We start from the raw sequence: 21,708 nt of genomic DNA, 5'->3' as shown, positions 1-21,708 counted from the left end.
ACTTTAGGAAAAAATATGAATACATTTGATGCAATCCGCGAACGTAGAGCTGTTAAGCACTTTGACCCAAGCCATGAATTTACTAAGCAAGAGACTGACCAGATGTTAGATCTCGCTATGCAAGCGCCATCCTCATTCAATATCCAACACTGGCGTTTGGTAAATGTTACAGACAAGGCTTTAAGAGCAGAGCTGCGAGAGGCCGCTCATAATCAAGCTCAAGTAACTGATGGATCTCTATTATTTGTAGTGACTGTTGATATCAAGGCATGGGAAAAAGATCCTGCTCGATATTGGGTAAATGCGCCTAAAGAAGCGCAAGATATTTTAGTTCCTTGGATTCATCCTTTTTACTCTGGAAAAGAGCAACTACAAAGAGATGAAGCAATGCGCTCTGCTGGCATCATGTTACAAACTATGATGCTATCTGCTAAGGCTATGGGCTATGACTCATGCCCAATGGTAGGCTTTGATTTTGATAAGGTGGCAGAGCTGATTCATTTACCTAAAGACTATGCCATTGCTGCTATGTTGGTCGTTGGTAAGGGTGTTAAACCAGCATGGCCAAAGCCAGGATTCATCCCTAAATCAGAGATGATCATTGAAAACCATTTTTAAATTTAGGCGCTTTCAAAATAGAGCGCCTAGTTCTAAGTTCAAGTCCTGATCAACCCACCAAAAAAGCAAACCCTCATCAGCAATGTTGAGGGTTTTGTCTTTTCCAGATTATTTCTTAAGACGGTAACCTGTTCTAAAGATCCAAATGACAACGGCAATTGATATTGCTAAAAAAGACATTGTCATTCCTAGGCTTACCCAAAGCGACACGTCCTCAATGCCATAAAAGCTCCAGCGAAAGCCACTAATGAGATATACAACTGGGTTGAGTAGGGCTACTTTTTGCCAGAAGGGTGGCAAAACAGAGATCGAATAAAAGCTTCCACCCAGGAAAGTCAGCGGTGTAATGATGAGTAGAGGTACCACTTGGAGTTTTTCAAAGCCATCTGCCCATATCCCAATGATGAAACCAATCATGCTGAAAGTGATTGACGTGATCACCAAATAAAATAGCATCCATAAAGGATGGTCTATTTGCAGTGGTACAAAAAAAGTAGCAGTAGCCAGAATGATTAAGCCCAAAATAATCGATTTACTTGCTGCAGCACCAACGTAGCCCATCACAATCTCCAGTGGGGATATCGGCGCAGAGAGGATCTCATAAATGGTTCCGCTAAATTTAGGAAAGTAGATTCCAAATGAGGCATTAGAAATACTTTGTGTGAGCAGTGAAAGCATGATTAGGCCAGGCACGATAAATGCCCCATAGGAGATCCCCTCCATCTGGGTCATGCGTGAACCAATCGCAGAACCAAATACAATAAAGTACAAGGATGTCGAGATAACAGGAGCAATAATGCTTTGCATTAACGTGCGCCGTGTTCTTGCCATCTCAAATTTATAAATAGACCGTACACCATGGTAATTAAGCTTCATGGGTATCTTCCTCTGAGTTAACGAGATTTACAAAGATTTCTTCTAATGAACTCTGTTTTGTATGGAGGTCCTTAAAGATAATGCCTAGGCTTGTGATCTTTTGAAGTAGCTGTGCAATATCAATATCTTCGTCTTTGGAGTCAAAGCGATAAGTAAGCTCATATTTATCTTCTGAAAGACTTAGACTCGGTAAATCCAACTCCCTCGGCAGGCTCTGGAGCGGGCTTTGTAGTTGAAGGGTTAACTCCTTTTTACCCAATTTATTCATGAGGGCTAATTTGTCGTCCACCATGATGAGCTCGCCGCTACGAATAATGCCAATGCGGTCTGCCATGTCTTCAGCCTCTTCAATATAGTGAGTCGTGAGAATGACGGTAGTGCCGTTGTCTTTTAGAATTTTGACCAAATTCCACATATCTTTTCTGAGGCTGACATCCACTCCAGCAGTGGGCTCGTCCAGAAAAAGAATGCTGGGTTCATGGGAGAGTGCTTTTGCAATCATCACTCGGCGCTTCATACCACCAGATAGTGTCATGATCTTGTTATGACGTTTATCCCATAGGGACAAGTCTTTCAGAATCTTTTCAATGAAGGCCGGATTAGGCGCTTTCCCATACAAGCCCCGACTAAATGTTACGGTATTCCAAACAGTTTCAAAAGAGTCGGTAGCGAGCTCTTGAGGTACGAGGCCAATTAACTCTCTAGCCTCGCGGTAATCGCCAATGATATCTTTACCATCTACTAAAATCAGACCGCTGCTGGGGCTCACGATTCCGCAAATAATGCTGATGAGAGTGGTTTTTCCTGCACCATTTTGTCCAAGCAGAGCAAAGATCTCACCTTTGGATATTTCTAAATTAATGTCTTTTAGGGCCTGGAAGCCAGACTGATAAATCTTATTGAGATGGGAAATAGAGAGGATGTTAGTCATAAGCGCTAATGATATTAGAAATCAAGCCACTGTAAAAAATCTTAATCAGTAGCTTGAAAGGGGATGCTTAAGGTGTTCAGAGTACTTGTAGTCGAACGCTGAATTTGGAGGCGGAAACCTGGAATCGAACCAAGGTAGTGAGATTTGCAATCTCATGCATAAGAGCACAAGTAAGGATTTATTTGATCTAGTAAGCGAATTTGATATTGCGATGTTGGTAACCCATAGCCCTAATGGCATGCATGCACGGCCTATGGCCATTGCACGTCTAGATGTTGGCATGTGCACCACTTACTTTGTGACAGACCTCAATTCAATTAAGGTTGATGAAATTAATGCGAACCCTCATGCCCTGGTCACCTTTCAAGGCGCCAGAAAATATGCTTCTGTAAGTGGTGAGCTAAGTATTCTGAAGGATCGCGAATTAATTGAGGGGATGTGGAAGGAAATGTGGAAAGTATGGTTCCCAAATGGAAAGTCTGACCCGAATATTGCTATTCTGAAATTTACAGCCCACGAAGGGGAGTTTTGGGATAACGCAGGTATGCAGGCATTGAAATATGTTTACAGTGCCGCAAAAGCCTATATTTCTGGAACAAGACCTGAGCCTGATAAAGAGCAGCATAGCAAGGTAGTTCTTAAGCAAGGCAAGTGATTTATCGCAGATAGTTTATTTTCAAGTTTTCTGAATTAGCTGCTCAAATGCATTGATGAATGACTCAGGAGGCTGTGCACCTTGCAAAAGGTATTGATCATTAAGGATGATGGAGGGTACAGAGCTGATTCCTGCATTCGTATAGACTGCCTCTTCTGCTCTCACTTCACCTTCGAATTCATCTCCATCTAGAATTGCCTGCGCCTTTTCAGGGTCTAAGCCAGCACGATTTACTGCATCTAATAGATTTTTCTGATCATCTAAATTAACCGCAAGGCAGAAGTAGGTTTTAAATAATTCTGCTTTTAATGCAGCTTGTTTTTTCAAGTCATATTCTTTGGCCGCCCAATATAAAAGGCGATGAGAATCAAAGGTGTTGTAAACCCTTTTGCGGCCCTCAGGATGAAACTCAAATCCAGCATCTAATGCCTTAGCTCTAATACTGGCTTGATTAACTTTGACCTGCTCTGCTGTTAACCCATACTTTCCCATGAGATGTTCAATAGCATCTTGACCACCTTTGGGCATATTTGGATTTAGCTCAAATGGACGAAAGTGAACTTGAAAATCCACCTTATCCTTTAGCTCCTCCATTGCTTGATTCAGATTCCCGAGGCCTACAGCACACCAAGGGCAGGCGATATCGGATACAAAATCTATTTTAATAATTGGTTTCATCTGTTTTTATGAGCAGGTCTTTTGAATAATATCTAAAGCGTCATTGACTCGGCTTCTTTGTGTTCCAAAATTGAGTCTGACAAATTGATCTCTACCAAATTGACTACCTGGTGAAGTGGCTAAGCCAGCATCAAGGAGGAGTTGATAGGGATTTTGGTTCTTAAGTTGAGTGCAATCAATCCAGGCCAAATAGCTACCTTCCATTTTATCTAGGCTTAATCCGGTAATACTGCCAATTCTTTCTTGAATCAAATCCCGATTCTTTCTCAAGTATTCAATCAAGGCTTTTCTCCAAGGTTCACCTTCCTTCATTGCTGCCATTGTTGCTGTATAGGCTAGCAAAGAGGGCGGAGCAATGGTTCTATGAAGGTCAACCTGCATTGCATTACGTAAGACTGGGTTTTCTGCAATTGCCCAAGCGAGGCCGATGCCAGGGAAGTTAAAGGTCTTATTTAAGGACATTAAGGTAACAGTCTTCTCTGAAATTTCTTTACTAATACTAGCGAGGGGGATGTGTTTTCTGTCCTCAGCCAGCACAAGACCTGCATGAATCTCATCCGAACAAATCCATAAATCATTCTGAACGCAAAAATTACCAAATTCTTTTAGCTCATCCCTGGTAAATACAGTAGAGCCTGGATTTTGGGGGTTGCAAAATAAGGCCAATTTAGTCTTAGCACTAATAATTTCCAAAAACTGATCACTCGGTAAAACCCATCGACCCTCTTTTAATGCCAGTGGCATTTCTTGAAGTAATCTATTGGCAGTGGTGCAAGCAAGACGTAGATGATGGTAGACAGGATTGGGAACGAGAACGCCATCATCTTTGTTGGTGAGTTGCTGGACGGCTGTATAAAGTCCAGAAACAACACTAGGTAGGATCACAATCCAATCGGGATCTATGGTCCATTGGTATTGTTCTTGCAAATAGTCTGCAATCATCCTGTTCATTTGATTGGGGCTATGGGTATAGCCATAAATTCCTTGTTGCACTCTCTCGTTTAGCGCTTGAATCACGCAGGGCGGGGATTTAAAATCCATATCCGCTACCCATAAAGGAAGCACCTCTTTGCTGTGGGCAATATCCCAGCGAATAGAGTCCGTCTTTAATCGATCGGTAGGAGTATCAAAATCAAATGCCATCTTTAGCAAGCCTTAAGCCCGTCATTTGCCAACGTGCATGTGTTGGAAAAAAATTACGATACGTAATTCTTGAGTGCCCTGCAGGTGTGTAAGTAGAGCTACCTTTGAGTACCATCTGGTTGACCATAAATTTACCGTTGTATTCGCCTGCAATGCCACCCCAGGGCTGATAGCCAGGATAGGGGGTGTAGTTACTGCTAGTCCATTGCCAGGCTTTGCCAAATAGATCATCGATAGACTCAAAATGCGATTGTGCAAATACCTCCCATTCAAATTCAGTGGGTAGACGAGCTCCAGCAAAGCCAGCGAGATTTTGGCTGGCCCAGCGCGCAAAAGCATCTGCTTCAAAATAGCTGATATTTGATACTGGTGCGTGTGGATTAAGTGGTGTATTGCTATTCAGCGAAAAGCGCAACATCTGATTTTGACTATCTTTATTCCAATACAGTGGAGCAGTAATCTTTTCCGCCTTAAGCCATGCCCATCCTGCATCTAACCACCATTGAAAATTATCATAGCCACCAGCCTCAATAAATTGAAGCCACTCTAAATTACTCACGAGTCGACTGCCAATCGAATGGATTTGATTTAGCGCGGAATGTTGTGGGCCTTCGTTATCGAAATGAAAACTGTTCCCTTTGTGGCCAACTTGAACTAGCCCACTGGCACCCTCTATCCATTCAAATGGCTTCTCTACTGAGGAGAACTCGTTGTTTTTAGGGGTGTAGATTGGCCAAAGTGAGTTGTTAGAAAAAAGATGGTGAATGTCTGTTAATAGCAACTCTTGATGTTGCTGTTCATGGTTGATTCCAAGCTGTATTAGCCAAAGCAGCTCTTCAGAACAATTTTCTTTTAAGAGAGTCTGAACTCGATCTTCAATATTTTTACGCCATTCTAGTACTTGCTGGAGAGAGGGGCGTGTTAATAGGCCGCGCTTACTACGTGGATGCTTATCTCCGACCCCGTTGTAATAGCTATTAAATAAAACAGCGAATTCAGGATTCCAAAAAGAAAAGTTCTTTTCAAAAGCTCTCAGAACCATTACTTCATAAAACCAAGTGACGTGTGCTAAATGCCACTTAGCGGGACTCGCATCCTCCATGGATTGTGCTTGGCAGTCTTCTGCGCTCAAATTCGCAATGAGATCTACAGAATACTTTCTTGAGCTATAGAATTGCTCTAGTAGCCCATCTGCTGAGGGTATTTGATACGAGGTGTTATTTAGCATAAATCACCGCGAAATAGTTTTTGGGATCAGTCCAGATTTGTGTAGTTTCAAAACCAGCACTCATCAGTAATTGCTTGATAGATTCAATAGTGTACTTGTGTGAATTCTCTGTGTGAATCAACTCACCTTTTTTAAATTCCCTGGATTTTCCTGGCCATGAAACTATTACGTTCTCGAGCGCTTCCAAATAAAGCTCAACCCTATTTTCTGCATGATTTACTTTGGCTACATGTCTGAATTGTTCTACCTTGAAATTAGAGTTCAGATGCGAGTTGGTCGACCGGAGAATATTAAGGTTGAAAGCAGCCGTTACTTTTAGAGGGTCATCATATGCTGTCATCAGCACTGCATCCTCTTTCATCAAGTCCACGCCAATTAACAAGCCGCCATCATTGGCTTGATTCTTGATTTGACTGAGCAAATGAAGTGCTTCTGATGGGAGGAAATTTCCAAGGCTAGAGCCTGGATAAAAGAAAGTCCTTTTAGTCGGTGCAATGGAGTCGGGAATGATAAGTTGCTTGGAAAAATCCATACCAATGCATTGCATCAGAATATGCGGATATTTTCCCGCAAGCTTATTTAATGCATCTTGCAAATACTCGACCGAAAAATCAATCGCCAGATAGTTCGAGGGCTTAAGAGATTCAAAAAAAGATTCTGCTTTTTGGCAATTTCCAGCGCCTAAATCAATTAGGGTGCCACCAATACCCACCGCTTGTGAAATTTGATCTTTGTATTGAGAAAAAATATTTTTTTCAGTATTGGTTGGGTAGTACTCTGGCAATAGAGTAATGGCAGTAAAGAGGTGTGACCCTAAGGGGTCGTATAAAAACTTTGGAGAAATAGAGGCGTTCTCAGCCAGTAAGCCCAACTCTATCTCAGGAATAAAATCATGATCAATTGTGGCGGTATTTGTTGAAGAAGTCGGTATTTGCATGAATTTTTGATGACAGATTAAACATTAAAGTCGTCAATCTTTATACAGCATAAAGTTGATATTTGCTTTATGCTAAATCTTCACAAGGAGATGGTATGAAGGCTATTTGGAATAACGAAGTTTTGGGGGATTCAAATGCAACTATTGTGGTGGAGGGCAATCATTACTTTCCACCTGCTAGCTTAAATATGCAGTTTTTTAAGAAGTCAGAAAAACATACTGTGTGCTCTTGGAAGGGCACCGCTAGTTACTATGACGTAGAGGTCAACGGTCAATCAAACAAAGATGCTGCATGGTACTACCCTGAACCTAAATCAGCTGCAAATAATATTGCTGGGTATATTGCATTTTGGAAGGGTGTTCAAGTTACTGAGTAATTTTCAGTTGCCTATAGGTGTTGTAGCGTGATGAATCTAGACGGGCTCTAATTGCTACCAAGGCAGTTTTTCTCCTGAGTAAGTCAGAAAGCTGCCTGAATCTTCCTTATTTACATTCGCAAGTACGTTGAACATATCAGTCACAGCCTCTAAGGGATCTCTGCCGATTTGTTGGCCACGAAAAGGCTGTGACAATCCAGATTTCACGGTGCCGGGGTGGAGAGCAATCAAAGCAATATTGGGTTTGGTTCTTGCAAATTCGATAGAGGCTGTTTTGATGATCATGTTGAGCGCGGCTTTTGAAGCTCTATAGCTATACCAACCACCCAGTCGATTATCTTCAATGCTGCCCACTTTAGCAGAGAGGGTTGCCATAACTCCATGCTTTGGGTCCAGGACTTTTGAGAAATGCTTGATTGTTAGGGCTGGACCAATGGTGTTTGTATTGAACATCTCGGCCAGTTGAGCTGAATTCAAATCATCTAATTTCTTTTCAGGCATCCATTGTTCCGAGTGCAAGACACCAATAGTATTAATGATTAGTTGAAATGGCCCCAACTCAGCCAGACTGCTTGCGGAGGCTTCAATAGTTTCAGGTTGAGAGTAGTCAATTGCATGATCAGAATTTCGATGAATGCCAATTACTCTGGAGCAAGATGTATCACTCTCCAATAGTTTTACAAAATGGGAGCCAATAGTCCCCGATGCTCCGATGACAAGTGCGCTAAATGGATTGGGAAGTATGCTCATGAAACCCTTTTAAACCGATAATCAATAACTAAGTGCAGTGTATTCATGAGACTGTAGCGTAGTTTGTATTAGAGGGTATGCACCCCTTTTTCTCCTTTAAGCGCCTACCCCATTAGCTTGCTATGCTTAGGGATGTTTGCATATATAAAATATACCAAGTGAATATCAATTCTGATTACAGCCAACGAGTCGTCATTAACCATCATGATTTGCCTTGGATCCCTAGTTCTGAGCCAGGGGTTGAGCGGCGCATACTTGACCGTATAGGCGATGAGGTGGCAAAAGCGACTTCTATCGTGCGCTATCAGCCTGGCACCCAATTTAAAACCCACACCCATGAATTTGGTGAGGAGATCTTGGTTTTAGATGGGGTGTTTAGCGATGAGACAGGTGACTATCCTGCTGGTACTTACCTCATGAATCCCCCGGGATCTTCTCATGCGCCATTTAGCAAGTCTGGCTGTACTCTTTTTGTGAAGTTGCGGCATCTTGGTCCAGATCAGGTGGTGCGAGAGGTAATCGATACCAAAACTACACCTTGGTACCAGGGCATGGTTCCTGGGCTAAATGTGATGCCACTCATGCAGCAAGGTAGCGGTTCAACCTTAGTGCGTTGGGCGCCTCAAACGTATTTCAATCCGCATGAGCATTACGGCGGCGAAGAAATCTTTGTGGTGGATGGGGTGTTTGAAGATGAGCATGGGCGCTATCCTGCCGGCTCTTGGATCAGGAGCCCTCACATGAGTCTGCATCAACCGTTTAGCAAAGAGGGCTGCACTATCTTTGTGAAAACTGGGCATCTTTTGGATAGTGGTGATGGCAAGCAAGGCGCCTCATATCGCTGATAAATACTGCAGCAGTAATTTATCAATAAATAAGATTTAGCTTCTTAATTGCAATAAAGCTTCCTCATCAAGACTTAGTCTAACGCCAAGCGAGCCCGAGTTATTGTGAACGGGAGATTTTCTAAGGCCGATATCTAGCGATTGAATCTCAGGATAATTGGCGCAAGCTTCAACGATTCTGCTCATCAGTCTTTCTTGAGTTTCATAATGACAATTACTAGCTAGCCTCGTAATCTCAAGTACAAGAGGGTCGTAATCAAAGACATTACTCATCTTGTCCTCGGAAATAAACACGAGATTCGAGTCAATCCAAAGTGTGAGATCCAATAAATGACTATGAGGGATGATGTCATCGGTTTTGTATGTACCAATCTGGGTTTGGAGTTTTAGATCTCGTAATTCAATAGATGCTTCGCAGGTCATGATGTAATCCTTATGTGTTTAATGCTGCTGAAATATGGATTGCACTTGCTAATTGATAGCCACTTAACCAGGCCCCTTCTACTCTGCCACCATTGAGCCAATCCCCACAAAGGCTGAGCTTATTATCTTCATGCAGAATAAATCCCATTTCTGTATTGATTGCTCCGCTTGCGTAACGCCAGCGATGAATGGAAATTTCAGCATTCTGACAATTGAGTCCAAGCTTCTTTACCGACTCTAGAATTAACTTGCCAGCATCCTCTCTATCTAACTCAATCCTTTGCTGACTCCATAGGGGGGTGGCATGTATTGTCCAGGTCTCTTGGCCAGTACGTCCAGGCTTGGAATGATTTCGGGAAATCCAGCTAATGATTTCATTATTAATGAAGGCAGCATCAAAGGGCATATGCATTTTTTCTGAGAAGCGTGCCATCACTGTCCAACAGCCTTGCATTTTTACACTAGAGCAAACTGCTTCAATGGAGTGATCTACCAATTTAGCAAGAGTGCGGCTCTGAGGTGCAGGTATTGCCAATACTAGGTAATCAAAAGATTGGGTAATATCGCCATTCTCTAGGCTATGAAGAAACCATTTCTCATCTTGCTGGTAAATCTTATCGATAGTCTGATTAAACTCAATCGAGATGGTTTTAGCTAAATATTGACCGGGTGCGTTCATGGCGGGAATGCCCACATAGCGATGCTCAGTGGAATTACTCTCTCGCCATTGCCCACCCTCATATACGGATAAGCGTGGATTCCAGTTGGCGGCTACTCCTGCCTTAATCCAAGTATTGAGTGCCTCAATAAACACGGGATCTCTTGCTGTGAAATATTGAGCTCCATGGTCCGCAGACCAACCTTCTCCATGACGAGTACTCATCCGACCGCTTGGCCCACGACTCTTTTCATAAACCTGAACTTGAAAGCCAAGCGTTTGCAATCTAGTGGCACAGCTAAGGCCTGCTAAGCCTGCGCCTATGATAGCCACAGTGACTTTTGATTTGGACTCACTTGGCATGAGTATTGATTTTTCTAAAAGTTAAATTCATGCGTATATCCGACACCTTTTTAGTTTTCAGCAAAGCGTGCTGCCAATACTTTTGAGTGGGCGGATGCATGATGAGTACGCTCCCGCTCTCCAAAAAAAGAGAGATTGTGCCTTTGTCTTTTTTATGGCGAAAGGCAAATTTACGTTGAGCCCCAAGGCTAAGTGAAGCAATCGGAGATGCGGGATCGAGTTCTTCTTCATCATCACTGTGCCAGCCCATACCATCATCTCCATCATGGTAGAAATTCAGTAGGCAAGAATTAAACTCGGTTTGTGATATTTCTTCTAGCCTCTCTTTAATCAGGACGAGTTCAGATGTCCAGGCTTGTGGAATCTTTTTTACCCCAGAGTAGGTATAGTTGCACAGAGGATCGGCAACCCAAGCAACTTTACGCCGAGTGGTCACCAACTTTCCAAACATCATGAGTTGTTCTGCTTCCCATTTGAGGGAGTTCTGAAGTTGGCCCATCATTGCCTTGCAGTCATGTTCAGTAAGGACCTTGGGATAGTAGCGAGCGCCCCCATCCTTTGGCAAAATATTCGCAGCTGAGTCGCCGAGGGGGGATTCAAATAAAGTGCTTTGCATCATTTACTGGTTGCAAGATCAAGCGCTAGTTTCATAAAAACCCTAGAATAGCCCTAATTTCAATTTCTTGATTAGGCTAATGTATGAAGACCCCAGACAAGCGTTGCTGTGGCTCAGGCGTATGCATCATTAATGATGCAGGTGAGTGTTGGTGTGGGCAAGTTTGGGATGGCGAAAAAATGTCTGCCCCTAGTTTGAGCTTGCCAATTAAGCAAGATGCGGTTAAGGAATCGGATCCAAGCAAGTTGAAGCCTGAATCTTAGCCACCAATCTATTTATGACGTTTTGACCAAAAGATAAATAAAAGCAATCAACTGAAATAAGTTGATAGCAACGCTTGCACCATGCAATAAATGAAAGTGACGACTTTTGCCCTGATCTTTGGCCTCATTAATTTTTCCAGTCAGGTAGAAGAGGGTAAAGGCAAATAGTAGTGCGCAGATCGCCAATAAAATCTTGCTATCTCCATCAGCCACGGTAAAAATGCAGGCAGTGGTAATCAGGCCTAGGCAAGCATAGTACTTGGGAAAGAAGTTGCGAACATACTTGCCAGACCATTCAGTGGGTAGCACCTTAAAAACAGTTGGGGCTACAACGATAGTAAAGAAAAGCATGATGCCAACCATAGCTGATATCAGGTAATTAGTGATCATGACGTCTTCCCAAATAAATTATCCATAAACTCTACGGAGCGAGTGGGCGGCCACCCCATCCTTAAGGGCCTCGCGAATCGGTACTGAAATTAAATCGACACTCTTTTTCACTGCTAAGCGCTCAATCAGGCTAGGAGTTGGCCTTTTGATAAATGGGTAGACCCAATCCGGCAGGTTTAGATAGCCGGCACGAGTAATGAGTTTGATAAAGGGCTTTGCAGCAAGCTTACTAGGAAAGTTCTCGAGCAAATCGAGGATACTTTTTGCGCGTTCTCCAAAGTAAAGCTCAGGAATATAGTGTTGAATTGCACTATCTGTTTTAGCATAGGTGACGGGCAAATTATGGGCGCCCATTCTTTCGCCTAGGGATTTCATTTCAACAAAGTATTGATCCTTGTCTTGTGAGCTCAGCTTTTCTTTTCTATAGTCTTCAAAAGCCTGCATAAAGCTATGCGTTTCTGTGAGATGAACCCAGGCTAGTAGGTGTGGATCGGTAGCCGAATATGGTTTTCCGAATTCATCAAAGCCATTAATCTTTGCATGAATCTGATTAACCCTTTCAATAATTTTTTCTGCCATCTCATTTGATCCATAGGTGGTAGCGGCAATGAAGAAAGCCGTTCTACCGAGCCTACCTTTAAGGTCCTCTCTAAAGCTAGAGTGATCCCATACTCCTGCTAAGGCTTGTGGATGAAGAGCTTGCATGATCAGCGAGCTAATGCCGCCAATCATCATTGAAATAAAGTCCGCATGAACTTTCCAGGCAATAGATTCCGGGCCAAAGAGGCCGCGATCGCCTGCTGGCGTTAGAAAGGCAACCGGGGGCCCACCACCGCCCACCATTTCACGAATCGTTTTGCGAATAAGCTCATCAAGCATGGATTTAGTGCAGCATGAGATTGCTTAAGCCATCGTCTTCAATAATTTCCGTAACTAGGTCAAGTCTGATTCTGGGATTAGTTTGGGCTAGTAGATGGTTCTTTTGGGCCAAGGAGATGGGTAACAGTTCTGCAAGGCGATTAGACACCCAGCCGCAGTCATCTGTTTTGAAGGGTTTCTTAAACGGGGATTCTTCTAATAAATCTTCACTTTGAATCACTGAAATAATTTCATTCAATAGTTTCACAACCTTTTGATGTTCTTCAGGGATAGGGGTAACGGGATCATTCGCTAGAAGCTCAATTTCACCAATCCACAGACCATTAGCCTCTTGTTGGCTATGAAGAAGCTTAAAGCGCTGCGTTCCAGATGACTTAGTCATATACAAGGCGGGTTGAATAGGGTCAAAATCTTCAATAAGAGCCAGAGTTCCGATTTGGGAAAAAACCAGGGGCGAATCTTCTTTGGAGTCCTGGTCTTTCATGATGCTAACAACGCCAAATTCTGTTTTTTCACGCAAGCATGTCTTAATCATGTCGAGGTAGCGTGCCTCAAAGATCTTGAGGGCAATTACGCCGTCCGGAAATAGTACGGTTCCCAATGGGAATAGCGGTATTTTTCGAGTGGTGGAGTCTATATTAGTCATGTAATCAATGTAATGGATTTGAATAATTTTTGCTGACGCGAATCTCGCGGTAAATACCCCCCCAGTTTTAATCTGCGCTCAGCAATAAATGCATTTTCCGTTTACATTTGAGGTTCACCAATAAGAGGTAAAAATGATCCAAAAACTTCGTGTCAAACTCGCTCGCTGGATTCTGGGTAAGCATTGCCCTTGTTATCAAATGGGATATCACTCCATGGTAGATTTTCAACAAAGAAGCGCGGATCAATTGGCGAAATCTCAAGAGCGTAGCAAAAGCCAATAAGCTCTCACTATTCATTTCCAGAACTACATCAATATGAAGCGCTGGCAAATGCGCAGAAACTGCGCACTGACTCCCAGGCAGCTCCTCAAGTTCTATATTGTCCTGGTTTGTCTCTCCCTAACAGTTGCAACTGGGTTTTTTTTGGCAGGCGTTTGGGTCATTCCCATTTTTACAGCTTTGGAGCTTTGTGCGGTAACGCTCGGATTTCTAATTTACTGTAGACATGCGTTAGATTGTGAAACGATTGAGATTGATGAAAAACGTCTTCTGGTCAAAAAATTCATTGGCTACAAAGAGACTGTGTATGAGCTGAATACGCAGTGGGCCAAAATTGAATTGCCATCGGAAGGCTCGAAAGTCTTTCACATCAGCCAATCAAGCCTACGTATAGAGCTGGGTCAGTTTCTAAGACCAGAGCAGCAGATACCCTTGATTGCTGCGGTTCGAGCTCACCTAGGTTGATTTTGAGTCAACCAAACGCCATGCCACCAAAATACTAGCAATGATCTGCGTAAGTAGCAGCATCAGGGTCAAGATATTCAAAACCTGAAAGTAATTAGCAAACGGCGAGAGCATGACTGGCGTGCCGTCTAATAATGCCGTTTCACGCAAGTAATCCATGCGAGGTATGAGAAGAAAGCTAACCACTGCAACTGCCATCATCATTATTAGTAAAGGAAGGCGGATATTCTTAAGTGGAAACAAACCCCTTTTAATGAGAACGTTGGCAATACTTAAGATTGCGAACGCACATCCTAAAAAGTAATTGGAAAGATGCTGAACTACTATGTGCGCCACCATACCTGCGGCTTGTGAATCACTAATTAATAAATAAGCCGCTAGACAGCTAATGGCTTGAGAAATGAATCCGCCAGCCAGAATACAAGCGAGAAAGCGCAGTAGCCGATAGGCTTGGGGGTGCTGGGGTCTAATTATTTCAACCATAAGTTAGATAGGGTTAATTAATGCGCTGCAGCACACTTTTGGGATCAGTTTCATACTAGATCCAATCTAACTTTTATGTCGAAAGCCCCTATGGAAGTCACTAAAGCAGTCAGGGTAGCTCTCAATACCCTCGTAGATATTGCAAGCCATTCAGCAAATGGGCAGCTTGTCCCTGCGCCAGAGATAGCAAAAAGACAACATATATCAGTCAGTCGTATCGAACTTTTGCTGCGCCCACTAAGGGAGTCGGGTCTTGTGACTGCAGTTAGAGGTCGGGCAGGCGGGTATCAACTTTCAAAGGATCCTAGAATTATTACCATCAAGGATATCGTTCTAGCAATGAACCTAATTAAGAAGAAAAAAGTGGAGGTATCGGATATTGCTAAAGAGCTCTATCAATCACTTGAAACCTACATGATGAGCTGCATCTCTAATGTGACGCTAGCCTCTGCTATCAAAGATTACATTCCACGCTTTAGTGAGGTTCAAACTGCGCCGGAGCGAAAGCCATACTTGCCAATAGAAAAGCAAGCTACCCCTAGTCACGAAAAAAAGAAAAAAGGCGAAACTCAAAAGGTTGTTAAAACAAGCTTTAAAAAAGTTGAGGATGTGCCTCGCGGGCCAAACTCTATTTTTAGTTTTGCTGACTATCTGAATAGAGTTTCATCTGCAAGCTAAATGGAATTAACGGTTCTAGCGTGAACAGTCAGCGTGGCCCTTACCCAGATTTAGCTTTTGTAGATATTGAAACCACAGGGTCTCATTTCGATCGTGACCGCATTACTGAAATTGGAATTAAAACCCTAGCGGGTAATCAGGTTCAGATGTGGGAAAAGTTGATTGATCCTCAAACCTATATCCCACAAAATATTCAAAGACTGACTGGCATTTCTCCATCAATGGTCCAAGGGCGGCCTTGTTTTTCTGAGTTGGCTGAAGATTTAAAAAAAGAGCTTGAGGGAAAAATATTTGTCGCTCATAACGCTCGCTTTGATTATGGTTTTATCAAGGCCTCTTTTAAGAGGGTTGGCATTGACTTTAAGCCTAAAGTTTTATGTACCGTAAAGCTATCTCGATTACTTTTCCCAGATCAGCCACGTCATAACCTCGACACCATCATTAGTACGCATGGACTGAAGGTAAGTGCTAGACATCGTGCACTAGGGGATGCTGATTTATTGCTTCAATTTTGGCGTGTGTGTGAGTCAAAGTTTGGGCAAGAAAAGTTAAATGAGGCGATAAACCAACTCATTGGCAATGCTAGTCTTCCCCCTAACATAGACCAGGGTGTAATTGACTCCATACCCGATGGCCCAGGTTGCTATATCTTTTATGGAGAAAATAAGACCCCTCTTTATATTGGCAAAAGTATTTCTTTGCGGAGCAGGGTGATGGGGCATTTTCAGGGTGCTTTAACGCAACGTAAAGAAATGAAACTTTCTTTGCAGGTTCGCGATATTGATTGGATCGAGACGAGTGGAGAGCTAGGCGCTTTAATTCTTGAGTCGAGATTGATAAAAGAGCGTATGCCTTCTCTGAATATTAAGCTACGTAAATCAAAGGATCTTTGTGCCTGGAGCTTAGAGGAGGATGTTAGTGGTGTTCTGACACCTTCTTTAGTAACTCATCATCATTTGGCTCCTGGTTTGCAAGATAATTTATACGGCTTGTTCTATAGCAAGCGAGAGGCGCATGCTTATTTAAAGGCATTGGCAAAAAAACACCATTTATGCGAAGCCTTGCTTGGCTTGGAGAAGCGTATTGAGGGTAAATCTTGCTTTGGCTATCAAGTAAAGCAATGCAGTGGAACCTGCATCAACATTACCCCTATCGCCTTACATAATTTACAGTTAAAAACAGCCATGGACCTCTTTAAGGTTCAGGTTTGGCCATATTCTGGAGCCATTGCCATTAAAGAGGGTGGTGAGATGATTGTGGTCGATAAATGGTGCTATTTGGGTACTGCGATTAATCAGGATGAGCTTTATGAGTTGGCACAGTCGGGTGAAGTGGAGTTTGATCTCGACATCTATAAGATAGTCAAAAAGGCGCTATCGGGTGCCTATAGAAATCAAGTGATTCGGATTGGTGTAGATAAATGACAACTGCAATCTATTGGTTTAGAAATGATCTCCGTCTGGAAGATAACCCATCGTTTTTGCAGGCATGCAAGTCAGCGGATCATCTGCTACCAGTCTATATTCATCAGACCAACTTAGAGCAAGATACCGCATGGGGATTTCCGAGGATGGGGGAGCATCGTCGGGTATTTTTAGATCAAACCCTTCAGGAATTACGTGGTCAGCTACGAGAACTGGGATCGGACCTATATGAGGTCACTGGTGATGTCTTGCATGTGTTTGAGAAATTGAAAAGTCAGATTCAAGCAGATCTTATTTATTGCGAGCAAATTCAGGCGCCTGAAGAATTAGAGCAAGTGGCGCTATTAAGTGCTGCTGGATTTAAGATTCATTCAAGATGGCAATCGAGTATGTTGGATGCTCACTCTCTACCATTTGCATTGGAAGAGATGCCAGATATCTTTACCCAATTCCGTCAGCAAGTAGAAAAGAGGGGCTTAAGATTTTCCGTCCCTGTCGATTCTCCCAAAAGCATACCTTCATTGCCTGCTATCGAAATACCCTCTATCAAAGCATTCAACAGCAACATTTCATCTAGTATCGGAAATTTTTTTGGTGGGGAGCAGAGTGCTCATATGCATATTCGGCAATATTTTGAGCGAGGCCTTCCTGATACTTACAAACAAACACGTAATGAGCTGATTGGTATGGACTACTCCAGCAAATTCTCTCCATGGCTGGCCCAGGGTTGTTGCTCTGCGGGCTGCATTGCAAAGCAATTAGCAGATTATGAATTTTGCTATGGGGCAAATGATGGAACCTACTGGCTTTGGTTTGAGCTGCTTTGGAGAGACTACTTCCGGTTTCTGCACTTTAAATATGGCAAAAGACTCTACAACTCCAAAGGTTTAAGTAGGGTGTCTAGCAATCAGTTTGATGGTGAAAATTTCTATCAATGGTCGTCTGGCGCTACCGGGGAGTCACTGATAGATGCTGGCATGCGTGAATTGAAAAAAACGGGCTATCTATCCAATCGTATGCGTCAAATTGTGGCGAGCTATTGGATTTATGATATGAAGGGTGATTGGCAAGCAGGTTCTGCTTGGTTTGAATATCAATTGATTGACTATGATGTTTATAGCAATCAAGGCAACTGGTTATATATTGCCGGCAAGGGCACTGATCCTAGAGGGGGTAGGCCTTTTAATGTGGCTAAGCAAACCCAAGATTATGATCGGGATGGCATATATCGCCAAATGTGGCTGACATAGCCTTTAAAGCCATTCCGCAGATGGTGTTGGGATGGATAATGATGCTCACAACATTTTTTTCGCTATTTTGGAAGCATCCCCATGGAAATCAAAGTCAACTTTCTCGATAAGCTTCGTCTAGAGGCAAAGTTCGATGACTTCACGGTCATTGCTGACCAGCCTATTCGATATAAGGGCGATGGTTCTGCGCCAGGGCCATTTGATTACTTCTTAGCCTCATCTGCTTTATGCGCAGCTTACTTCGTAAAGCTGTACTGCGAAACTCGGAATATTTCTACTGAGAACATCCGTCTCTCGCAAAACAATATTGTTGATCCAGAAAATCGCTACAAACAAATCTTTAAAATTCAAGTTGAGCTGCCGGCCGATATTTCAGCAACGGATCGACAAGGTATTCTGCGCTCAATTGAGCGTTGTACGGTTAAGAAGGTGGTGCAGGAAGGTCCCGAATTTGTTATTGAGCAGGTTGCCAATCTTGATGCTGATGCTCAGAGCCTACTGACTCTAAAGCCTGATGCTAGTGTTAGCACCCACATTCTGGGTAAAGATTTGCCCCTGGAGCAAACCATTGCCAATATGTCGGGTCTTTTGGCTAATCTGGGTATTAAGATCGAAATCGCTTCGTGGCGCAACCTGATTCCGAATGTATGGTCCTTGCATATTCGTGATGCGCATTCCCCGATGTGCTTTACCAATGGCAAAGGGGCAACCAAAGAAAGTGCTTTGGCTTCTGCTTTGGGTGAATATATCGAGCGCTTAAGTAATAACCATTTCTATGCTGGCGCTTACTGGGGCGAGGACATTGCTAATGCAGAGTTTGTGCATTACCCCAATGAGCGTTGGTTTAAACCTGGCAAGAAAGATGCATTGCCCACTGAAATTCTGGATAAATACTGTCGAGATATTTATAACCCAGATGGAGAGCTAAAAGCTTCGCATCTAGTGGATACGAATTCCGGTAATGTAGAGCGCGGTATCTGCTCATTGTCCTATATACGGCAATCTGACGGCGAGACTGTGTATTTTCCATCCAACCTGATTGAGAATCTATTCGTCAGTAATGGGATGAGCGCTGGCAATACCTTAGCCGAAGCCCAGGTGCAGTGCTTGTCAGAGATTTTTGAGCGAGCAGTAAAGCGTGAAATTCTGGAAGGCGAAATTGCATTGCCGGATGTGCCGCAAGAAGTGCTCGCGAAGTATCCCGGTATTCTGGCTGGTATTCAGAGCCTGGAGGAGCAGGGCTTCCCAGTATTAGTTAAAGATGCATCTCTGGGAGGCATCTATCCAGTGATGTGCGTTACCTTAATGAACCCAAGAACAGGTGGTGTCTTTGCCTCATTTGGCGCACATCCAAGTCTTGAAGTTGCTTTAGAGAGAAGTTTGACTGAGTTATTGCAAGGTCGAAGCTTAGAGGGTCTGAATGATTTGCCCCCACCTACCTTTGCCAGCGAGGCGGTGACTGAGCCCAATAACTTTGTTGAGCACTTCATTGATTCCAGTGGCATTGTGTCCTGGCGTTTCTTCAGCGCCAAATCAGATTATGAATTTGTAGAGTGGGATTTCTCTAGCAAGGGTGAGGATTCGAATATTAAAGAAGCCCAAACTCTGTTCGGCATTCTGAAAGAGATTGGCAAAGAGGCTTATGTAGCTGTCTATGATCAACTGGGCGCAACAGCTTGTCGAATCTTAGTGCCTGGCTACTCTGAGATCTACCCAATTGAAGATTTGATTTGGGACAACACCAATAAGTCTTTGCTGTTCCGCAAGGATATTCTCAATTTATCCCAACTAGACGATGCTAGCTTAAATGCACTTCTAGATCGTTTGGTAAATAACGAGCTAGATGAGTATGGCGACATCGCCACATTAATTGGCATTGAGTTTGATGAGAATACCGTTTGGGGCCAACTCACCGTTCTGGAGTTAAAGCTATTGATTCATCTTGCGCTAAAGCAATTTGAGGAAGCACATGAGCTAGTGGGCGCCTTTCTTCAGTACAACGACAATACAGTAGAGCGTAAATTGTTTTACCAAGCTCTAGATGCTGCCCTTGAAGTTCACCTAGATGATGAATTGGAGATGTCAGACTATGAATTGAACTTCCGCCGTATGTATGGCGATGCTAGGATGGATGCTGTTTTAGGTTCAATCGATGGCAGTGTTCGTTTCTGCGGTTTAACGCCAACGAGCATGAAGTTAGAGGGGCTAGATAGGCACCATCGCCTGATCGACAGCTATCGCAAGCTACATAAAGCAAGAGCTAGTAACGCTAAGTCTTAGTAAAACCCAGCAAAGCCAGAGGATACCAATGAAGGCATTAACTCCAGCCGAGGCAATAACCTCGCGTATGTCGGTAAGAGCGTTTACAAAAGAAGCCATCTCCAAAGAGACCGTTCTCAAGTTACTCAATATTTCTGCGCGTGCACCCTCGGGTACTAATACGCAACCTTGGAAGGCCTATGTTGTAGAAGGCAAAGCTCTTGATGATTTATGCAAAAAGGTATGCACTGCTTATGATGACATTGCACTCAATCCCGAGTTGGCAAAAGAATATCAATCTGCATACGACTATTACCCCACTAAATGGTTTAGCCCTTACATAGACAGACGTCGTGAAAACGGTTGGTGCTTATATGGCCTCTTAGGAATTGCTAAAGGCGATAAAGACAAGATGCATGCTCAGCATCGAAAAAACTTTGAGGCATTTGGTGCGCCAGTTTGCATATTCTTCACTGTCGACAAGGAGCTTGGCAGGGGTTCAATGCTTGACTATGGAATGTTTTTGCAGAACATGATGATTGCAGCTAGAGGTGAAGGTTTGGATACCTGCCCGCAAGCAGCATGGAATGACTATGCCAAGATCATCCTGCCATGCATCGGTGCAAAAGAGAATGAGATGCTTGTGTGCGGTATGGCACTGGGATATGCCGACAAAAACGCGTTAGTGAACAGTTTTCACACTCCTAGAGTCAGTGCAGAGGAATTTACCACCTGGGTAAAGTAGGGACACCAAACTCTTTATTGCTAATGATTTTTGGAAGTTTCTAGCAAATTCCCCTAAAAACTATATGGGAAAATTAGAATTTAATGACCCAATAAACACCATTTAAAGCCTTGAAATAGGGTTTTAGCAAATATATGTTGCTTTGCAACAAAAATATCTTGCTTTTGGAAAATGGGGATCTTAAAATGGTGCATCGCAATAAAAAACCTCATTTACTTAAAGTTAGGATAAATCATGTTTCAAACTCAATTAAACGACCAACTCGCCTCTGCACAAGCTAAAGCAATCGAAACTGCTAAACATTTGGCACAAGTTGCTGTTGAAAGCGCTCAAGAATTAGCTGAAATCAACCAAGCTGCTGCTAAAGATGCTTTAGTTGCTGCTCAAGATACAAGCTCACAATTGTTGGCAATCAAGGATCCACAGCAATTAGCTAAATTAGCTCAGCCAGAAGCTGCTCAAGAAGCCGCTAAGTATGCTGCTGCTTACCAAGCTAAGGTAAACCAAGTAGTTCGTAACGGTAACAAAGAAGTTGCTCAAGTAGTTGACGCTTCTATTGATGACGCACGTGCTGATTTGGTTAAGTTTGTTAAAGAAGCTACTAAGACAGCTCCTGCTGGTTCAGAGGCTTTTGTTTCTGCATTCAAAACTGCATTTGATTCTTCACTCCAACAGTTTGACCAAGTTCGCGCATCTGCAACTGATGCATTTGCAAACTTTGAGAAGAGTGTTGATGCTGCTTTGGCAAACATTCAAGGTCAATACGCTGTTGCTAAGCCAGCTGCTAAAAGCCGTAAAGTTGCTTAATTAACTGAATAGTTAATTTTGTCGTTAAAAAAGCCACCTTC

26 protein-coding genes are annotated in these 21,708 nt (G+C 43.1%); 12 read left to right on the top strand and 14 right to left on the bottom strand.

Annotated elements, in window-relative coordinates; genetic code table 11:
* Positions 1-15: 15 nt before the first annotated feature.
* Positions 16-618 carry a nitroreductase family protein gene (locus AOC28_RS10585; protein WP_072583950.1) on the top strand — a complete coding sequence of 201 codons (603 nt, stop codon included), beginning with the start codon at positions 16-18 and terminating at the stop codon, positions 616-618.
* A gap of 108 nt (positions 619-726) precedes the next feature.
* Here AOC28_RS10585 and AOC28_RS10580 read toward each other — a convergent pair whose 3' ends face one another.
* Together AOC28_RS10580 and AOC28_RS10575 are read right to left on the bottom strand one after the other, a co-directional pair.
* On the bottom strand, positions 727-1,494 hold the full coding sequence (locus AOC28_RS10580) for an ABC transporter permease (RefSeq protein WP_072583949.1): 768 nt from the start codon (positions 1,492-1,494) through the stop codon (positions 727-729).
* Positions 1,484-2,425 carry an ABC transporter ATP-binding protein gene (locus AOC28_RS10575; protein WP_072583948.1) on the bottom strand — a complete coding sequence of 314 codons (942 nt, stop codon included), beginning with the start codon at positions 2,423-2,425 and terminating at the stop codon, positions 1,484-1,486. The genes AOC28_RS10580 and AOC28_RS10575 overlap by 11 nt, the downstream gene beginning before the upstream one ends.
* Before the next feature lie 154 nt (positions 2,426-2,579).
* On the opposite strand from AOC28_RS10575, the gene AOC28_RS10570 reads away from it, so the two are divergent.
* Positions 2,580-3,080, top strand: a complete 501-nt coding sequence (locus tag AOC28_RS10570) for a pyridoxamine 5'-phosphate oxidase family protein (RefSeq protein ID WP_072583947.1) — start codon at positions 2,580-2,582, stop codon at positions 3,078-3,080.
* 21 nt (positions 3,081-3,101) lie between these two features.
* On the opposite strand, the gene AOC28_RS10565 is transcribed toward AOC28_RS10570, so the two are convergent.
* Genes AOC28_RS10565 through egtD form a run of 4 tightly spaced genes read right to left on the bottom strand, consistent with a single transcriptional unit; the run spans position 3,102 to position 7,066 of the window.
* Positions 3,102-3,758, bottom strand: coding sequence for a DsbA family oxidoreductase (locus tag AOC28_RS10565; protein WP_072583946.1), 657 nt, complete (start codon positions 3,756-3,758; stop codon positions 3,102-3,104).
* 6 nt (positions 3,759-3,764) lie between these two features.
* Positions 3,765-4,901 carry a PatB family C-S lyase gene (locus AOC28_RS10560; protein WP_072583945.1) on the bottom strand — a complete coding sequence of 379 codons (1,137 nt, stop codon included), beginning with the start codon at positions 4,899-4,901 and terminating at the stop codon, positions 3,765-3,767.
* A complete protein-coding gene (gene egtB / locus AOC28_RS10555; RefSeq protein WP_072583944.1) occupies positions 4,891-6,129 on the bottom strand; it encodes an ergothioneine biosynthesis protein EgtB in 1,239 nt (412 codons plus the stop codon). Before egtB ends, AOC28_RS10560 begins: the two co-directional genes overlap by 11 nt.
* Positions 6,119-7,066: an L-histidine N(alpha)-methyltransferase gene (gene egtD, locus AOC28_RS10550; protein WP_072583943.1), complete on the bottom strand. Its 948-nt coding sequence runs from the start codon at positions 7,064-7,066 to the stop codon at positions 6,119-6,121. The genes egtB and egtD overlap by 11 nt, the downstream gene beginning before the upstream one ends.
* A gap of 95 nt (positions 7,067-7,161) precedes the next feature.
* On the opposite strand from egtD, the gene AOC28_RS10545 reads away from it, so the two are divergent.
* On the top strand, positions 7,162-7,443 hold the full coding sequence (locus AOC28_RS10545; protein ID WP_072583942.1) for a DUF427 domain-containing protein: 282 nt from the start codon (positions 7,162-7,164) through the stop codon (positions 7,441-7,443).
* A gap of 54 nt (positions 7,444-7,497) precedes the next feature.
* Here AOC28_RS10545 and AOC28_RS10540 read toward each other — a convergent pair whose 3' ends face one another.
* Positions 7,498-8,193 (bottom strand): SDR family NAD(P)-dependent oxidoreductase, encoded by a 696-nt coding sequence (locus AOC28_RS10540; RefSeq protein ID WP_072583941.1) that lies wholly within the window; start codon positions 8,191-8,193, stop codon positions 7,498-7,500.
* 158 nt (positions 8,194-8,351) lie between these two features.
* Between AOC28_RS10540 and AOC28_RS10535 the strand changes: the two genes are divergently transcribed.
* On the top strand, positions 8,352-9,038 hold the full coding sequence (locus AOC28_RS10535; protein WP_072583940.1) for a cupin domain-containing protein: 687 nt from the start codon (positions 8,352-8,354) through the stop codon (positions 9,036-9,038).
* A gap of 36 nt (positions 9,039-9,074) precedes the next feature.
* Here AOC28_RS10535 and AOC28_RS10530 read toward each other — a convergent pair whose 3' ends face one another.
* Genes AOC28_RS10530 through AOC28_RS10520 form a run of 3 tightly spaced genes read right to left on the bottom strand, consistent with a single transcriptional unit; the run spans position 9,075 to position 11,101 of the window.
* Positions 9,075-9,461, bottom strand: coding sequence for a dihydroneopterin aldolase (locus tag AOC28_RS10530; protein ID WP_072583939.1), 387 nt, complete (start codon positions 9,459-9,461; stop codon positions 9,075-9,077).
* A gap of 10 nt (positions 9,462-9,471) precedes the next feature.
* Complete coding sequence (locus AOC28_RS10525; protein ID WP_237767792.1) at positions 9,472-10,452, bottom strand: FAD-dependent oxidoreductase; 981 nt, start codon at positions 10,450-10,452, stop codon at positions 9,472-9,474.
* Positions 10,453-10,471: 19 nt separating this feature from the next.
* Positions 10,472-11,101 carry an alpha-ketoglutarate-dependent dioxygenase AlkB gene (locus AOC28_RS10520; protein ID WP_072583937.1) on the bottom strand — a complete coding sequence of 210 codons (630 nt, stop codon included), beginning with the start codon at positions 11,099-11,101 and terminating at the stop codon, positions 10,472-10,474.
* 80 nt (positions 11,102-11,181) lie between these two features.
* Here AOC28_RS10520 and AOC28_RS10515 point away from each other — a divergent pair, with 80 nt between their 5' ends.
* On the top strand, positions 11,182-11,361 hold the full coding sequence (locus AOC28_RS10515; protein ID WP_072583936.1) for a hypothetical protein: 180 nt from the start codon (positions 11,182-11,184) through the stop codon (positions 11,359-11,361).
* 12 nt (positions 11,362-11,373) lie between these two features.
* On the opposite strand, the gene AOC28_RS10510 is transcribed toward AOC28_RS10515, so the two are convergent.
* The 3 genes from AOC28_RS10510 to AOC28_RS10500 are packed head-to-tail and all read right to left on the bottom strand — an operon-like array spanning position 11,374 to position 13,276.
* Positions 11,374-11,751 carry a DUF4149 domain-containing protein gene (locus AOC28_RS10510; RefSeq protein ID WP_072583935.1) on the bottom strand — a complete coding sequence of 126 codons (378 nt, stop codon included), beginning with the start codon at positions 11,749-11,751 and terminating at the stop codon, positions 11,374-11,376.
* Between the two features lie 18 nt (positions 11,752-11,769).
* Positions 11,770-12,630, bottom strand: coding sequence for an oxygenase MpaB family protein (locus AOC28_RS10505; protein ID WP_072583934.1), 861 nt, complete (start codon positions 12,628-12,630; stop codon positions 11,770-11,772).
* A 4-nt stretch (positions 12,631-12,634) separates the two neighbouring features.
* A complete protein-coding gene (locus tag AOC28_RS10500; RefSeq protein ID WP_072583933.1) occupies positions 12,635-13,276 on the bottom strand; it encodes an LON peptidase substrate-binding domain-containing protein in 642 nt (213 codons plus the stop codon).
* 316 nt (positions 13,277-13,592) lie between these two features.
* Between AOC28_RS10500 and AOC28_RS10495 the strand changes: the two genes are divergently transcribed.
* Positions 13,593-14,021, top strand: coding sequence for a DUF2244 domain-containing protein (locus tag AOC28_RS10495; protein WP_072583932.1), 429 nt, complete (start codon positions 13,593-13,595; stop codon positions 14,019-14,021).
* Here AOC28_RS10495 and AOC28_RS10490 read toward each other — a convergent pair.
* Positions 14,013-14,504, bottom strand: coding sequence for a hypothetical protein (locus AOC28_RS10490; protein WP_072583931.1), 492 nt, complete (start codon positions 14,502-14,504; stop codon positions 14,013-14,015). The two genes, AOC28_RS10495 and AOC28_RS10490, sit on opposite strands and share 9 nt — an antisense overlap.
* Positions 14,505-14,579: 75 nt before the next feature.
* On the opposite strand from AOC28_RS10490, the gene AOC28_RS10485 reads away from it, so the two are divergent.
* The 6 genes from AOC28_RS10485 to AOC28_RS10460 all read left to right on the top strand — a co-directional run bounded on the left by AOC28_RS10485 (position 14,580) and on the right by AOC28_RS10460 (position 21,667).
* Positions 14,580-15,182 carry an Rrf2 family transcriptional regulator gene (locus AOC28_RS10485; protein ID WP_237767791.1) on the top strand — a complete coding sequence of 201 codons (603 nt, stop codon included), beginning with the start codon at positions 14,580-14,582 and terminating at the stop codon, positions 15,180-15,182.
* Positions 15,183-15,202: 20 nt separating this feature from the next.
* Entirely contained in the window at positions 15,203-16,606 is a 1,404-nt protein-coding gene (locus AOC28_RS10480; protein WP_072583929.1) for an exonuclease domain-containing protein, read from the top strand.
* Positions 16,603-17,856 carry a DASH family cryptochrome gene (locus tag AOC28_RS10475; RefSeq protein WP_072583928.1) on the top strand — a complete coding sequence of 418 codons (1,254 nt, stop codon included), beginning with the start codon at positions 16,603-16,605 and terminating at the stop codon, positions 17,854-17,856. Before AOC28_RS10480 ends, AOC28_RS10475 begins: the two co-directional genes overlap by 4 nt.
* Positions 17,857-17,937: 81 nt before the next feature.
* The gene (locus tag AOC28_RS10470; RefSeq protein WP_072583927.1) at positions 17,938-20,136 is read left to right on the top strand and encodes an OsmC domain/YcaO domain-containing protein; all 2,199 of its coding nucleotides are present in this window, start codon (positions 17,938-17,940) and stop codon (positions 20,134-20,136) included.
* A gap of 28 nt (positions 20,137-20,164) precedes the next feature.
* Complete coding sequence (locus AOC28_RS10465; protein ID WP_072583926.1) at positions 20,165-20,860, top strand: nitroreductase; 696 nt, start codon at positions 20,165-20,167, stop codon at positions 20,858-20,860.
* Positions 20,861-21,094: 234 nt separating this feature from the next.
* Positions 21,095-21,667 (top strand): phasin family protein, encoded by a 573-nt coding sequence (locus AOC28_RS10460; RefSeq protein ID WP_072583925.1) that lies wholly within the window; start codon positions 21,095-21,097, stop codon positions 21,665-21,667.
* Positions 21,668-21,708: the final 41 nt, after the last annotated feature.

The sequence above is a fragment of the Polynucleobacter sp. MWH-Adler-W8 genome, assembly GCF_001889925.1.
In the GTDB taxonomy this organism is placed as follows: domain Bacteria; phylum Pseudomonadota; class Gammaproteobacteria; order Burkholderiales; family Burkholderiaceae; genus Polynucleobacter.
Note: the sequence above shows the minus strand (reverse complement) of the source record. Positions and strands in the feature narration are given on the sequence as shown.